Annotated in this window: 13 protein-coding genes and 1 pseudogene; 13 read left to right on the top strand and 1 reads right to left on the bottom strand. The window is 39.3% G+C overall.

From position 1 onward, the window contains the following. The first annotated feature begins 35 nt into the window (after positions 1-35). The 6 genes and pseudogenes from MOK21_RS06670 (at position 36) to sdaAA (ending at position 7,211) form a co-directional block, all read left to right on the top strand. Entirely contained in the window at positions 36-1,640 is a 1,605-nt protein-coding gene (locus tag MOK21_RS06670) for a M20/M25/M40 family metallo-hydrolase (protein ID WP_249073166.1), read from the top strand. 285 nt (positions 1,641-1,925) lie between these two features. Continuing rightward, positions 1,926-3,119, top strand: a pseudogene (locus MOK21_RS23875) (GGDEF domain-containing protein). A gap of 120 nt (positions 3,120-3,239) precedes the next feature. Beyond that, positions 3,240-3,602: an Asp23/Gls24 family envelope stress response protein gene (locus MOK21_RS06660; protein WP_249073165.1), complete on the top strand. Its 363-nt coding sequence runs from the start codon at positions 3,240-3,242 to the stop codon at positions 3,600-3,602. Positions 3,603-3,620: 18 nt separating this feature from the next. After that, the gene (locus MOK21_RS06655) at positions 3,621-5,270 is read left to right on the top strand and encodes a DAK2 domain-containing protein (RefSeq protein ID WP_249073164.1); all 1,650 of its coding nucleotides are present in this window, start codon (positions 3,621-3,623) and stop codon (positions 5,268-5,270) included. Positions 5,271-5,622: 352 nt separating this feature from the next. Beyond that, positions 5,623-6,285, top strand: coding sequence for an L-serine ammonia-lyase, iron-sulfur-dependent subunit beta (gene sdaAB / locus MOK21_RS06650; protein WP_079560428.1), 663 nt, complete (start codon positions 5,623-5,625; stop codon positions 6,283-6,285). A 14-nt stretch (positions 6,286-6,299) separates the two neighbouring features. Next, complete coding sequence (gene sdaAA, locus MOK21_RS06645; RefSeq protein WP_249073163.1) at positions 6,300-7,211, top strand: L-serine ammonia-lyase, iron-sulfur-dependent, subunit alpha; 912 nt, start codon at positions 6,300-6,302, stop codon at positions 7,209-7,211. Between the two features lie 175 nt (positions 7,212-7,386). Here sdaAA and MOK21_RS06640 read toward each other — a convergent pair whose 3' ends face one another. After that, positions 7,387-7,677, bottom strand: a complete 291-nt coding sequence (locus MOK21_RS06640; RefSeq protein WP_249073162.1) for a hypothetical protein — start codon at positions 7,675-7,677, stop codon at positions 7,387-7,389. A gap of 445 nt (positions 7,678-8,122) precedes the next feature. Here MOK21_RS06640 and recG point away from each other — a divergent pair, with 445 nt between their 5' ends. From recG to rnc, 7 genes are all read left to right on the top strand, one after another. After that, positions 8,123-10,168, top strand: a complete 2,046-nt coding sequence (gene recG, locus MOK21_RS06635) for an ATP-dependent DNA helicase RecG (RefSeq protein ID WP_249073161.1) — start codon at positions 8,123-8,125, stop codon at positions 10,166-10,168. Between the two features lie 128 nt (positions 10,169-10,296). Then, the gene (gene fapR / locus MOK21_RS06630) at positions 10,297-10,875 is read left to right on the top strand and encodes a transcription factor FapR (protein WP_049668746.1); all 579 of its coding nucleotides are present in this window, start codon (positions 10,297-10,299) and stop codon (positions 10,873-10,875) included. Further along, a complete protein-coding gene (gene plsX / locus MOK21_RS06625; protein ID WP_249073160.1) occupies positions 10,872-11,864 on the top strand; it encodes a phosphate acyltransferase PlsX in 993 nt (330 codons plus the stop codon). The genes fapR and plsX overlap by 4 nt, the downstream gene beginning before the upstream one ends. Positions 11,865-11,998: 134 nt before the next feature. Beyond that, entirely contained in the window at positions 11,999-12,952 is a 954-nt protein-coding gene (fabD, locus tag MOK21_RS06620) for an ACP S-malonyltransferase (protein WP_249073159.1), read from the top strand. Beyond that, positions 12,945-13,691, top strand: coding sequence for a 3-oxoacyl-[acyl-carrier-protein] reductase (fabG, locus tag MOK21_RS06615; protein ID WP_249073158.1), 747 nt, complete (start codon positions 12,945-12,947; stop codon positions 13,689-13,691). Before fabD ends, fabG begins: the two co-directional genes overlap by 8 nt. Before the next feature lie 58 nt (positions 13,692-13,749). Beyond that, entirely contained in the window at positions 13,750-13,986 is a 237-nt protein-coding gene (acpP, locus tag MOK21_RS06610) for an acyl carrier protein (RefSeq protein ID WP_036124798.1), read from the top strand. A gap of 316 nt (positions 13,987-14,302) precedes the next feature. After that, the gene (rnc, locus tag MOK21_RS06605) at positions 14,303-15,067 is read left to right on the top strand and encodes a ribonuclease III (RefSeq protein WP_283164636.1); all 765 of its coding nucleotides are present in this window, start codon (positions 14,303-14,305) and stop codon (positions 15,065-15,067) included. The last annotated feature ends 1 nt before the right edge of the window (position 15,068 follow it).

Here is a 15,068-nt window from a genome sequence, read left to right as displayed (position 1 = left end):
TTTGCGTTGAGAGGATCGGGTAAAGGAGAATTTTTATGAATGTTTATCTTTGGAATACATCTGAAAAGCTACGTGCATTATTATGTGAAATTGTCAGTTGGGAAAGCAGGACATTAACAAAAGGTGAACATGAATTTGCCTATAAATTAAAAAATAAATTACTAACGCTTTCTTATTTTCAGAAAAACCCAGAACTAATTGAATTACATGATGCCGGCCTTGAGCGTAATGCTGTGACTGCCTTGTATAAGCATCCATCTGCAACAGAAACGGTTGTGTTAATTAGTCATTTTGATACGGTCCATACTGAAGAATACGGTGAGCTAGAGCCATTAGCCTTCTATCCTGAAGAGCTGACAAAAAAGCTAATGGACCCTAAATACAAAAAGGATTTACCGGAAGCGGCAAGAATTGATTTGGAATCAGGTAATTATTTATTTGGTCGTGGGACGATGGATATGAAAATGGGGCTTGCTTTACATATGCAGTTGATTGAAAAGGCAAGTGTCGAAGAATGGCCCATCAATCTTGTTTTAACTGCTGTGCCAGATGAAGAAGTAAATTCTGCTGGTATGCGTGCAGTAGTTGTTGAGCTTGTCAGACTTCGTGAACAGCATGGACTTTCTTATAAACTATTTTTAAATAGTGAACCTTCTTTTTCACAAGGACCAGCTGATAACAACGAATATATTTATTCCGGAACGATCGGTAAAATTATGCCTGCTACCTTATTTTACGGAAAAGAGACACATGTGGGTGAGCCGTTAAAAGGAATGACAGCGAATTTTATTGCTTCATACATGACGCAGCATATGGAGTGGAATCCAATTTTCCGTGAAACAGATCTTGGTGAAAGTACCCCATTACCAGTATCCTTACAATTAAAAGATTTGAAAATGGAGTATTCTACACAAACACCCTATCGTGCAGCAGCACTTTACAATGTGTTTTTATTAAAGCGCACAGCGTCGGAAGTAATGGATATTTTTGAACAAGTGGCATTGGAAGCAATGACAGCTTGCAATGAACAATATAAACGAATTTGTGAGCGAGAAAAGGTAAATGGAGTAGGTGAAGTAAAAGTACTTCGTTTCGAGGCACTTTTAGAGTATGCGACCAAGAAATTGGGCGCTGAGGAGGTAAATAGAATAAAAAGTCATGTTCTTGAAAATAGTGCATGGGACGATCGTGAGAAATCTATTCGCATCGTAGATCAGCTAATGATTCGTTGCCAGGAACTTACACCAGCGACAGTGCTGTTATATGCACCACCTTACTATCCAGCGATTAATTCATCCGATCATCCCCTTGTCATTCAATCGATTGAATTAATGAAAAAAACAGCCAAAACATTTAATATTGAAGTGGAGCAAATTCACTATTTTAATGGTATTTGTGATTTGAGCTATGTCAATTATTCGGATGACTCAAACGAATGGACAGCATTCGAGCGTAACACACCGGTATGGGGGGACACGTATAGTATACCATTTGAAGCTATGTCCGCATTACAGGGGCCTGTTTTAAACGTTGGACCTTTTGGCAAGGATGCCCATCAAAAGACGGAAAGATTACATGTCGATAGCGCATTTAAAGAAATGCCTGTGATGCTTGATACACTTATTAAGAGCCTATTTTAATATAAGCTATTGGATAGATTCATATATTTGTTTTAAAAGTATTTGTTGTTGACGCTTTCCTTCCATAAATTAGAGATGAATGTACGGAACGGAAATCAATTCCTCGTTGAATAAGACTCCATTAACATAATAGTTTTTCAGACACATAAAAGCTGATACTTTTCATAGCATCAGCTTTTTTATCGTTCATTTTTCAACAATTTTGCAAAGGCTACTTGTATTTTAAATGATTTAGACGATAAAAATAGAACAAATTATTGCAAGATTGTTATTAGGAGCGAAGTTATGGGAAATCAAGAAAAGCTAACCCTCTCTATTCAAATAGAAATGCTTCAATTTAATGTAATGCGAATGCGAACGGTAGCGTGGACATTGATGTATGTATCAGCCATCATTACTATTATTCATTATGGTGAGCTCTTCTTTACAAAAACAGAAAGAGAGATGGTCCCAGCTTATATAGGCATTCACATTATATTGTTTTATATAGATTTAGCGGTGTTATTATTTGTGACGGAAAAGAGGATAAAGGTTACATCTCTTAATTTACGAAAATACGAAACGATCTTACTGGCTTATATTTATACAATATTATTATTAATCACTGTCATAACCTTAATGGATGTTCATTTCTTTAAACATGCGGCTCTTTATGAAGTGCTATTTTTAATGATTTGTACTTTTTTTTCCCTCCCTTTCAAGAAAATTTTTTGGATTATGTTATTAACATTACCATCCATATTGATAAGTGCTTATTTAAGTGTCGGGATATCTGGTGAAAGTATTAAAATATTTTTACCGATGTCCCTTATTATTCCGATGGGGATCATTATTCAGCGTCATAACTTTAAAATAAAAAGACAATTTACGAAGCAACATATTTTATTACAAGAAGAAATGACAAAATCCAAAAATTTGTCGAAATTATTAGCTGAAAAAAATAATGAACTGTCAGAGCAAGTACTTCGGGATACTTTGACAAATTTGCCTAATCGACGAGCTTTTAATAATAAATTAACACAAATAGGGCAACAACTTAGTAAACCAAAATCTTTATCTGTCATGATGATTGATATAGATTTCTTTAAAAATTTAAATGATTATTATGGTCATTGACAAGGTGATGAAGCATTGATCAAGGTAGCTGCTCTGTTAGATGAAATTGCAGAAAAGTATAATGCATTTGCGGCGCGGTGGGGAGGCGAAGAGTTCGTAATCGTTAGTCAGCATGCCGCAAAGTTTTCAGAGCATGTTTGTGAGGAAATTTTAGAGGAAGTACGCAACTTAAATATTCGTCATGAGCGTTCGGCAGTAGCTGATGTTGTAACAGTCAGCATCGGGTTGTGTCATGCTAAAATCTCGAATAGCGAGCAATTGAAAGCATGCTGTGTATTAGCCGATCAAGCATTATACACAGCAAAGCAAAACGGTCGTAACAACTTTTTCAGCAAAAATGGAAATTTCGATAATGACTTATGATAACTTTGATAATGTTAGAAAACGTTGATACAGTGCGCTTTCATGCCTTACAAGGTTGCTTAATGTATAACGAAAGTGTTACAATATAATTTAGTCAAAAAGAGCCAAGGGGGCATTTCTATGTCAATTGAATTAAACAATGAATTCGGCCAAATTGATATTTCAACAGATGTACTTGCACAAATAGCTGGTGGCGCTGCTATAGAGTGCTACGGTATTGTCGGCATGGCATCTAAACATCAAATTCGTGATGGTCTAACTGATATTTTACGTAAAGAAAATTTTGCTAAAGGTGTTGTCATTCGAAAACAGGACGACGATTTACATATTGATATGTACATTATTGTTAGTTACGGGACAAAAATTTCGGAAGTTGCTTATCAAGTACAATCGAAAGTGAAATATACAGTGGATAAAACATTAGGTATGAGCGTAAAATCTGTCAATATCTTTGTGCAGGGCGTTCGTGTAGCGAATGATTAAGAGGAGGAACTAAATCTAATGCAGTCTTTAGACGGAATAAAGTTTGCAGAAATGGTGCAAATGGGTGCCCATCACCTATTCCAAAATGCAAATTATGTTGATTCATTAAATGTATTTCCAGTACCAGATGGAGATACAGGAACGAATATGAACTTATCGATGACATCTGGGGCAAAGGAAACGGAGCTTAATGCTTCAGAACATATCGGCAAAACAGCTCAAGCTTTATCAAAAGGTTTACTTATGGGGGCACGCGGAAATTCTGGTGTTATTTTATCGCAGTTATTCCGTGGTTTTGGTAAATTTATTGAAAAAGAAGCGACAATTGATGCTAAGGGCTTTGCAGGTGCCTTCCAAGCAGGCGTAGAAACTGCCTACAAAGCAGTAATGAAGCCAGTTGAAGGAACAATTTTAACAGTTGCGCGTGAAGCGGCGAAAAAAGGTGTGGAAGTGGCAGAAACTGAAACTGACATCATTGCGGTGATGGAAGCATTTACTGCTGAAGCACAGGCTTCGTTAGCGCGTACACCTGAACTTCTACCTGTTCTTAAAGAAGTCGGTGTTGTAGATAGTGGCGGTCAGGGTCTTCTATTCGTATATGAAGGATTTTTAGCATCCTTAAAGGGCGAGCCTTTGCCAGTGAAAAATGAAGCAACTTTAGACGATTTAATTAATGCAGAACATCATAGAGCACAAGATTTTATGAATACTGTAGATATTGAATTTGGTTATTGTACTGAAATCATGGTACGTTTTGAAGAAGGAAAAGAGCCATTTAACGAAGAACAATTCCGCAATGAATTAAACCCGCTTGGTGATTCTTTACTCGTTATTTCAGATGAAGAGATTGCGAAAGTGCATATTCATTCTGAACAACCAGGCTCCGTTTTAGCAATGGGTCAAAAATATGGTAGTCTTATTAAAATTAAAGTTGACAATATGCGTGAACAGCATTCTGCTATTGTTGGTGAGGATCATAAAGCACCTTCTCCAGCTAAAAAAGCTGAAAAGCATCCATATGCAATTGTAACAATTGCAATGGGCGAGGGTGTTGCTGAATTACTTCGTTCAATTGGTGCCTCTTATGTTATTGAAGGTGGTCAAACAATGAACCCTTCAACAGAAGATATTGTGAAAGCAGTACAAGAAATTGGTGCTGAAAAAGTATTAATTTTACCAAATAACAAAAATATTGTGATGGCAGCAGAACAAGCAGTAGAGCTTTTAGATATAGAAGCTGCTGTAGTTCCAACGAAAACGATCCCTCAAGGTATGGCGGCGATTTTATCGTTTAATCCAGAGGCGGCAGTTGACATGAACCAAGCAACAATGACAGAAGCCTTTGCAAATGTTAAAACGGGCCAAGTAACTTATGCTGTGCGAGATACATCTATTGATGGTGTGGAAATTCATAAGGATGATTTCATGGCCCTTGCGGAAGGGAAAATTGTATTATCTACTCCAGCATTAAAAGATGCTGCTGAGAAGGTAATTACTGATTTAGTGGATGAGGATGCAGAAATTGTAACAGTCATCTACGGTGAGGATACAACGGAAGAAAACGCCTCAGAATTAGTGAAATTTATTGAAGAGAAATATCCAGAGGTCGAAGTAGAGTTATTTAATGGTAAACAAGGATTATATCCATATATTATTTCAGTAGAATAATTCAATGCTACTTTGCGTATAAGTAGACAAAGCAGTGCACAAGCCGTGTACTGCTTTTGTTTATGGTAAAAGGAGAGTAGGGGATTATAGGCGATATAATTCCGCTAAAAATGAATGATTCAGTGTATGTATCCAGTGGACAATAAACTTGAAAATGCTGTGGAACTAGCATTTTGAAATCATTGTATATATAGTGTGGACAATAGTTCATCTGTATTTCCATTGTGTAAATTATAGTCGTGTAAATTTTCTGAAAGTTGATAAAGAAGTGCTTTACTTTTATAGTAACTATCAAGCATGATATAAATAAAAAATCGATATTATTATTTAGATATGATAGAGGGGTGTTAGTATGAAGTTTACTTCAGTATTTGATATTATTGGACCAGTGATGATTGGGCCTTCTTCTTCACATACGGCAGGCGCTGCACGAATTGGACGCGTTGCCAGAGATTTATTTGGAAGACAACCAAAGTGGGCAAAAATTCACTTATATGGTTCTTTTGCTGAAACGTATAAAGGACATGGAACAGATGTAGCTTTGATAGGTGGCCTATTAAATTACGATACATTTGATGAGCGTATTAAAACAGCTTTTGCCGATGCAGAAAAGGCAGGCTTAGATTACGAATTTATCCCTGAAACAGCAAATATGGAGCATCCGAACACAGCTCGCCTTGTGATTGGTGATGACGAAGGGGAGATGTCTGTTGTTGGTATTTCAATCGGTGGCGGTAAAATTGAAGTCAGTGAAGTGAATGGCTTTAAGTTGCGCTTAACAGGTGGCATGCCAGCAATCCTTGTTGTCCACGATGATCGTGCTGGTTGTATTGCCAATGTGGCAAATTGCTTAGCGATGCATGCCGTCAACATTGGGCATATGGAGGTTTCTCGTATAGAACGTGGTTTAACGGCTCTTATGGTGATAGAAGTCGATCAAAACATCGAGGATAAAGTATTACAACAAATTTCTTTAATACCACATATTTCGAAGGTTTCTAAAATTAATAACTAAGGAGGTGTCTAAATATGGATGTATTGTTTCATAATGTTCGTGAACTAGTTGAACGAGCGGAACAAGAAGGAAAATTCATTTCTGAAATTATGATTGAGCAGGAAATGTTAATAACTGGACGTACAAGAGAAGAAATTATACAACAAATGGACAATAATTTAACGGTGATGGAGGAAGCTGTTGAAAGAGGCTTGAAGGGTGTGAAATCTGTAACAGGCTTAACAGGCGGTGATGCAGTATTGCTTCAAAATTACATTGCACAAGGAAATTCATTGTCAGGGGATTTGTTATTAGACGCAGTGAGTAAAGCGGTTGCTACAAATGAAGTGAATGCGGCTATGGGTACAATCTGTGCTACCCCAACTGCAGGCTCAGCTGGAGTAGTGCCGGGGACGCTGTTTGCAGTGAAAAACAAGCTGAATCCAACGCGTGAGCAAATGATTCGTTATTTATTCACGTCGGGTGCTTTCGGTTTCGTAGTTGCCAATAATGCGTCGATATCGGGTGCAGCTGGTGGGTGTCAAGCAGAGGTCGGCTCGGCTGCGGGTATGGCCGCAGCTGCGATTGTAGAGATGGCTGGTGGTACACCAAAGCAATGTGCAGAAGCATTTGCTATTACACTAAAAAATATGCTAGGGCTTGTATGTGACCCGGTAGCTGGGTTAGTAGAGGTTCCTTGTGTTAAGCGCAATGCGATGGGAGCTGCAAATTCCCTTGTGGCAGCGGATATGGCGCTTGCAGGGGTCACAAGTCGCATTCCGTGTGACGAGGTGATTGGTGCGATGTATCGAATTGGACAATCTATGAGTCCGAATCTAAAAGAAACTGCGCGCGGAGGCCTTGCGGCAACACCAACAGGTAGAGCGATTAGCAAAGCCATCTTTGATAATGGCAATTTAGAAAGTATCAAGTCACTCCAAAAATAACAATAGTAAACACGCTTTCCAAAGGGAGGCGTGTTTTTTTAGGTGAAAGTGAAAAGCATAATGGTGGTACAAGTGGATATTTGAGACAAAGAGTATAAATTCTCTTGGTGATACCCTGCATTCATTCCACCATTTATAAGGGTAAGAGATTTTTGTATCTGCCGTTTTACCTACGTTACATAATGCATATACCTATCGGATACGCTTTCGGTACAATATACATTCGCTGAAAGTAGCTAAAATGTATGCTATGTAGATATGTTGATTGGAGTGGAGACTGGGCGACTCCTTGGGGATTAGCGATAGGGGAACGAAGGCTAAGAACATCACATCCTGTGATAACGCCTTCGTGACCAACATCCTGCTGTTGCTGTCGCTGCGCTTTCGCACAAACAAAACCCTCTGCTGCCGCTGCGTTAACACTACGCTTTCGCGCAAAAAACACCTGTTGCCCCAAGCGGCTCATCGGACGCCCCCAGGAAGCTCTGCTCTGCGCGAAAGCGAAGCGTCAGCGGCAATGTTTTATCTGTAGCGAAAGCAAAGCGACAGCTACAATGTTTTATCTGCGCGAAAGCGAAGCGTCAGCGGCAAAGCGCCCAGTCGGAACGGAAATCAACCACGCGTTAGGGTGATGAAACCAGAATGAATAAGGAAATAGGATGAAAAAATGATGATTCATTCGATATAATTAACGATCAATCAATTATTAATGAATTGAATGGCTATCTTACTGAATGAAAAGTTATATAATAATATTGAGAATAATAATGCGAGCGTTGTTCAAAGGTGTTAAACGCTAAGAGTAATCGTATGAAGGGGGACAACTCATATGCTGAAAAATAGTATGGTTAAACGAATAACTGCAGGTAAAGTACTTGTGGTGAAAAATTTTGGAGGAGTTGTCGTGCAAGGTGACTGATTTAACGAATCCCGTTACTGATTTAAAGGGAATCGGGAAAGAAACAGCAGGACATTTAGAGGCATTGGGCATCGGGACGATAGAGGATTTGTTATGGACGTTTCCGCATCGACATGAGGATTTTCGTTTGAAGGATTTGGCGCAAACACCACACAATGAACGTGTCACTGTTGAGTGTAAAGTGGAACGTGAGCCGACCATATTGTTTTTAGGGCGCAACAAATCACGTTTACAAGTCACGGTGCTTGCAGGTAGGCATTTAGTGAAGGTAGTTTTTTTTAATCAAGGCTATTTGAAGCAAAAGCTTGTACCGGGAGCTATTATTACAGTAACAGGTAAATGGGATCGCGGCAGACAAGTTATTAATGGAACATCCGTTACATTTGGTCCTAAGACAGATCAGGTCGACTTTGAACCTGTTTATAGTTTAAAAGGGTTGATTCCACAAAAACGTTTCCGTAAATATATGCGCCAAGCATTAGATGAGTTTGGTACAGAAATACCAGATGCAGTTCCGCAACATTTACAGGCGGAGTATAAGCTTGCTTCAATGCGTGATGGGCTTGAGGGAATTCATTTCCCTATTGATGCAGGGCATGCCAAGCAGGCTAGAAGACGATTTGCCTATGAAGAGCTACTAAACTTTCAACTACGTATTCAAGCGTTGCGTAAAATTAGGAAAGATAGCGAGCAAGGAACCGTTATAAAGTTTGATTTGCAAAAGTTGCGTGTCTTCATTGCCTCATTACCTTATGAATTAACGGGTGCACAAAAACGCGTCGTCAATGAAATTTGTAAGGATTTGAAAGAGCCACATCGTATGAACCGCTTACTTCAAGGTGATGTAGGGTCGGGGAAAACTGTTGTTGCTGCAATATGTTTATACGCAGCTGTAACTGCTGGTTTTCAGGGAGCTTTAATGGCGCCGACGGAAATTTTAGCAGAACAGCATGCTGAAAGTTTGAAGGAATGGTTTGAGCCATTTGGCGTACGTGTAGCTTTACTATCTGGATCGACGAAAGCCAAGGAGCGTCGTTTGCTTTTAGAAGAATTAGAAAACGGAGACATAGATATTTTAATTGGTACACATGCGCTAATTCAGCCTGATGTCGTTTTTTATAAGCTTGGTTTTGTTATTACAGATGAACAGCATCGTTTTGGTGTAGAGCAACGTAGAATACTACGCGATAAAGGAGAAAATCCAGATGTGCTCTTTATGACTGCGACACCAATACCACGTACATTGGCGATCACAGCATTTGGAGAAATGGATGTTTCCATGATAGATGAAATGCCAGCGGGGCGTAAGCAAATTGAAACGCATTGGATGAAAAAAGAGCAATTTGGCTCTGTTATGTCAAAGTTAGAATTAGAGCTTGCTGCTGGTAGACAGGCTTATGCTATTTGCCCGTTGATTGAGGAATCAGATAAATTGGATGTACAAAATGCAGTAGAAATCTATGAACAGCTTGCCGCATATTTTAATGGACGTTACAATGTTGGTTTAATGCATGGTCGCCTATCCGCGGATGAAAAAGACGCTGTCATGCGTGCCTTTAGTGAGGGAACAATCCATGTGCTTGTATCTACAACCGTTGTTGAGGTTGGAGTGAACGTACCGAATGCAACTTTTATGATTATTTATGACGCTGAACGCTTCGGCTTAGCTCAGTTGCATCAGCTACGTGGGCGCGTAGGGCGAGGTGAACATCAGTCATATTGTGTGTTGTTAGCCGATCCTAAATCTGATGAAGGCAAAGAGCGAATGCAGTCGATGACGGAAACGAATGATGGCTTCCGTTTAGCGGAAAAGGATTTGGAACTACGTGGTCCAGGTGATTTCTTTGGGCGTAAACAAAGTGGTTTGCCTGATTTTAAAGTAGCGGATTTAGTACATGATTATCGAATACTTGAAACCGCAAGAAAAGATGCAACGGATATGATGGAGACTGATGCTTTTTGGCATGATGAAGAATACAAATGTTTACGTGAAATGCTTGAAAATTCAGGTGTTTTACAGGGAGAACGCTTTGATTAGCTGATTTTGATACCCAATTTGGAATGTAAGCACTTGTTTTGAAAACAAGTCTTGCATTCTTTTTTTATACTCTATATACTGATATTAGTACCAAGTGCTAATAACAACTAAAAAGGTGGCGAATGATGTTGAGACGAACGAAAAAAGAGCGACAGCGACTATTATCCGAAACGATAGCTGATAATCCATTCGTCACAGATGAACAGCTAGCAACACAGTTTCAGGTTAGTGTCCAAACTATTCGTTTAGATCGTATGGAATTAGCGATTCCAGAATTACGAGAACGAATTAAAGATGTTGCTTCGAAAACCTATGAAAATGAAGTGAAATCACTACCGATTGATGAAGTCATCGGAGAAATAATTGATATTGAATTGGATAATCGTGCATTATCTATTTTTGACGTAAAAGAAGAACATGTTTTTCAGCGCAATGGCATCGCGCGTGGACATCATTTATTTGCGCAAGCAAACTCATTAGCGGTTGCGGTTATTGACGACGAACTTGCATTAACAGTACATTCTAACATTACCTTTGTGAAACCTGTTAGAGCTGGAGATCGTGTTATTACAAAAGCAATCGTTATAGGACGTGATGAAAAAAGTCATCGTACAAAAGTTGAGTTAACATCCACTGTTAACGGTGAAACAGTTTTTGTTGGTGAATTTGATATGTACCGCACGAAAGGTAAAGGTGAACAACAATGAAATTAGCGCTTGATGGAATGGGTGGCGACAACGCACCAAAATCAGTTGTCGAAGGTGCTTTATTAGCATTAGAACAAATCCCGAATTTAGAAATTCAATTATATGGTCAGCAGCAAAAGCTCGAACCATTTTTAAAAATACATGATCGATTAACTGTAGTACATTGTGATGAAGTTGTTGAAGGAACAGACGATCCAGCACGCGCTGTTCGTCGTAAAAAGGATTCGTCCATGGCAAGAATGATGGATGCAGTTGAAGAAGGAAAGGCAGATGCTTGTCTTTCTGCAGGTAATACAGGTGCTTTAATGGCGGGAGGCTTATTTAAAGTAGGCCGGATTGAAGGGATTGCTAGACCTGCTCTAGCTACTACACTTCCTACTTTAGATGGTAAGGGCTTCTTAATGCTTGATTTAGGGGCAAATGCAGACGCGCGACCTGAGCATTTATTGCAATATGCGATTATGGGCGATATTTATGCGAAAAAGGTGGGTGGCTTACAAAAGCCACGTATCGGCTTGTTAAATATCGGTACTGAGGATAAAAAGGGCAATGAATTAACGAAGGCCGCTTTCGGATTATTGAAAGAAGCGGATTTAAACTTTATCGGCAACGTTGAAGCTCGAGATTTGCTTGAAGGGGTAGCGGACGTTGTTGTAACGGATGGTTTTACAGGTAATATGGTGCTGAAGTCAATCGAAGGTACAGCTGGTGCGTTATTTTCAATGTTAAAAGAGGCGTTTATGTCTTCAACGAAAACAAAAATTTCAGCAGCACTTATGAAAAATAATTTGCGTGATCTAAAAAATAAAATGGACTACACAGAGTACGGCGGTGCAGGCTTATTTGGTTTACAAGCACCTGTTATTAAGGCACATGGCTCATCTAATGCTAAAGCGATATACAGTGCAATTCGCCAAGCAAATACGATGGTTGAGCATACAGTCATTTCGACGATTACAGATACAGTACGTCACTTAGAAATGGATTAAATGTTTACTGTTGCAAAAGTAAAGCGACAGCAACATGGTTTTCTGTGCGAAAGCGATAACATTTCCGTACAAAAAACATTTGCTTACCTAAGCACAAATCCGATGCAAAATTGATCAAAGGGGATGAATGAAAAATGACGAAAATAGCATTTGTTTTTCCAGGCCAAGGTTCTCAAGTAGTTGGAATGGGGCAGGAGTTTATCGAGAATGCGGCAGAAAGTAAAGCATTTTACGAGCGTGCAAATCAATCACTTGGCTTTGAGTTATCTAAGCTTATGTTAGAGGGACCAGCCGAGGAACTTACATTGACTTACCATGCACAGCCGGCACTCTTAACTACTGGCGTAATGGTTGCAGAAAAATTACGTGCAGCAGGTATTAAGCCAAATTATGCAGCTGGACATTCACTTGGAGAATATAGCGCGTTAGTAATTGCGGGTGTGTTATCGTTTGAGGATGCAGTTTCAGTTGTGCATAAGCGTGGACTTTATATGAATGAAGCTGTACCTGCAGGGCTAGGTGCCATGGCAGCTATTTTAGGGATGGAGCTTGAGACGCTGCATGAAGTAACTGAACAAGTATCTGCGGCAGGTGATCCTGTTCAGGTAGCGAATGTAAACTGTCCGGGGCAAATCGTTATTTCTGGGACAAAGGAAGGCGTTGAAAAGGCTTCTCTAGCGGCAAAGGAAGCTGGTGCAAAACGAGCAATTCCTTTAGTTGTTAGTGGTCCGTTCCATTCAGAACTAATGCGACCTTCATCTGAAAAGTTAAAAGAAACGTTGGCGGATATATCGTTGTCAGCGCCGCAAATTCCTGTAATTGGTAATGTTATGGCGAAAGAATTAGAGGATGTTTCTGCTATTCAGCATGAGTTAGTAGAACAAGTATATAGCGCTGTACAATGGGAAGCATCTGTGCGTGAAATGATTGCACAAGGTGTGGACGTCTTTATTGAGTGTGGACCAGGCAAAGTATTAAGCGGATTAGTGAAAAAAATCGATCGATCTGTAACGACATACTGTGTTTATGATGAAGCATCATTAGAGGCTGTACTGGAAGCGGCGAAGGAGTGGACAATTAATGCGTAAATTAGAGGGTAAAGTAGCTGTTGTAACTGGTGCTTCACGTGGAATAGGGCGATCTATTGCATTAAAACTTGCGGATGAGGGTGCGAAGGTTGTCGTTAACTACAGCGGTTCACAGGCAAAGGCAGAGGAAGTAGTCGCTGCAATTCAAGAGAATGGTGGCGAAGCTATAGCTGTTCAAGCAAGTGTTTCGAAAACAGAGGAAGTTACAGCCTTAATGGAAGCAGCGGTGAAAACATTCGGCTCACTAGATATTTTAGTAAATAACGCGGGTATTACGCGTGATAACTTGATAATGCGTATGAAAGAAGACGAATGGGATGATGTGCTAGATACGAATCTAAAAGGCGTTTTCCTTTGTACAAAAGCAGTAACACGTCAAATGATGAAGCAACGTGCAGGCCGTATCATCAATATTTCATCGATTGTTGGAGTAGCAGGAAACGCAGGGCAAGCTAATTACGTAGCTGCTAAAGCAGGTGTTATAGGATTAACTAAAACGACTGCCAAGGAATTAGCATCACGTAATATTCTAGTAAATGCCATTGCACCTGGCTTTATAGAAACTGAAATGACGGAGCAACTACCAGAAGATCTTAAGCAAGGTATGCTTACGCAAATTCCTCTAGCAAAACTTGGGCAGCCTGAGGATATCGCAAAGGCAGTAGCTTTTCTAGCTTCAGATGATGCTAACTATATGACTGGTCAAACGTTACATATAGATGGCGGCATGGTAATGTAATTTCAATTAGTCATAGATAATGATTTTTTGTATAATCATTTGAGGGGAGGTGAATGTTTTGTCTACAGTATTAGAACGCGTAACAAAAGTAATCGTGGACCGTTTAGGTGTTGAAGAAAGTGAAGTTACTCTAGAAGCTTCTTTCCGTGATGATTTAGGTGCTGACTCATTAGACGTAGTTGAGCTTGTTATGGAGCTTGAAGACGAATTCGATATGGAAATTTCTGATGAAGATGCTGAAAAAATCTCAACAGTTGGTTCTGCAATTTCATACATCGAAAGTAAATTAAACTAATCGTTTAACTTTATTAAGCATAAATTAATCATCCCTATTGGTGCTGATATGAATGCGGTCATTATACAATAATTATGATTGAATAAAGTTAAAGGCTTTGGCAGAAATTGTCATGCTTTTCTGAGTGTGAAGATAGATATATGCTGAGGTATTAAAAGGGGCGAAATGGTTCGTTTGTGCGAACTATGAACGTCCCTTTTTTTATTTTGGAAAATAAATTTCCAAAACATTGTATTTAAGCTGAAATACTTTTGCATAAATGCCTTGAAAAAGGTACACTTAAACGGTAGAAACTATTAGGAAGGCAGATTGTTCAATGGCTATGAAAAGAAAAGGAACTATGCAGAAATCTGGCGTGCTTCCTGAAAAAGTGCGCAATCAATTCGAGCTGTTACAGCATGAATTAAATATCACATTTATTAATAAAAATTTATTGTACCAAGCATTCACGCATTCATCTTATGTGAATGAGCATCGCCGTAAATTGTTTACGGATAATGAGCGTCTTGAATTTTTAGGAGACGCAGTACTTGAACTGTCTGTTTCTAAATACCTTTTTGAGAAATACCCTAATATGAGTGAAGGTGAGTTGACGAAGCTACGAGCATCCATAGTATGTGAGCCGTCACTTGTTATCTTTGCAAATGAATTAGGATTTGGTCGCTTTGTATTACTTGGAAAAGGTGAAGAATTAACAGGTGGTCGGGAACGCCCAGCGTTACTTGCAGATGTATTTGAGTCATTTGTAGGTGCCCTTTATTTAGATCAAGGCTTACAAACGGTTGTGTGCTTTTTAGAACGAATCGTATTCCCGAAAGTAGAAGTCGGTGCTTTTTCGCATGTGATGGATTTTAAAAGTCAATTGCAAGAAATGGTACAGCAGACAAATAACGGCCTTCTTCATTATGAAATTATTGATGAAAAGGGACCTGCACATAACCGTACCTTTGTATCAAGCGTACTATTAAATGGACTAGAGCTTGGTATTGGGCGTGGGAAATCAAAAAAAGAAGCCGAGCAGCAAGCAGCGCAATGTGCAATGCGTACAATGCGAGAGCAAGCAGCAAAAGAGGAGGCTTAAT

It is taken from the genome of Lysinibacillus sp. BPa_S21 (assembly GCF_023337795.1).
Taxonomy (GTDB): domain Bacteria; phylum Bacillota; class Bacilli; order Bacillales_A; family Planococcaceae; genus Lysinibacillus.
The sequence above is the reverse complement of the archived record's forward strand: the minus strand, read 5'-3'. Positions and strand labels throughout refer to the sequence as shown.

Bases quoted from the DNA above. Each gene is read 5' to 3' on its own strand.
- MOK21_RS06670 (WP_249073166.1), top strand. From the start codon at position 36: ATGAATGTTTATCTTTGGAATACATCTGAAAAGCTACGTGCATTATTA.
- MOK21_RS06660 (WP_249073165.1), top strand. From the start codon at position 3,240: ATGTCAATTGAATTAAACAATGAATTCGGCCAAATTGATATTTCAACA.
- MOK21_RS06655 (WP_249073164.1), top strand. From the start codon at position 3,621: ATGCAGTCTTTAGACGGAATAAAGTTTGCAGAAATGGTGCAAATGGGT.
- sdaAB (WP_079560428.1), top strand. From the start codon at position 5,623: ATGAAGTTTACTTCAGTATTTGATATTATTGGACCAGTGATGATTGGG.
- sdaAA (WP_249073163.1), top strand. From the start codon at position 6,300: ATGGATGTATTGTTTCATAATGTTCGTGAACTAGTTGAACGAGCGGAA.
- MOK21_RS06640 (WP_249073162.1), bottom strand. From the start codon at position 7,677: ATGAGCCGCTTGGGGCAACAGGTGTTTTTTGCGCGAAAGCGTAGTGTT.
- plsX (WP_249073160.1), top strand. From the start codon at position 10,872: ATGAAATTAGCGCTTGATGGAATGGGTGGCGACAACGCACCAAAATCA.
- fabD (WP_249073159.1), top strand. From the start codon at position 11,999: ATGACGAAAATAGCATTTGTTTTTCCAGGCCAAGGTTCTCAAGTAGTT.
- fabG (WP_249073158.1), top strand. From the start codon at position 12,945: ATGCGTAAATTAGAGGGTAAAGTAGCTGTTGTAACTGGTGCTTCACGT.
- rnc (WP_283164636.1), top strand. From the start codon at position 14,303: ATGGCTATGAAAAGAAAAGGAACTATGCAGAAATCTGGCGTGCTTCCT.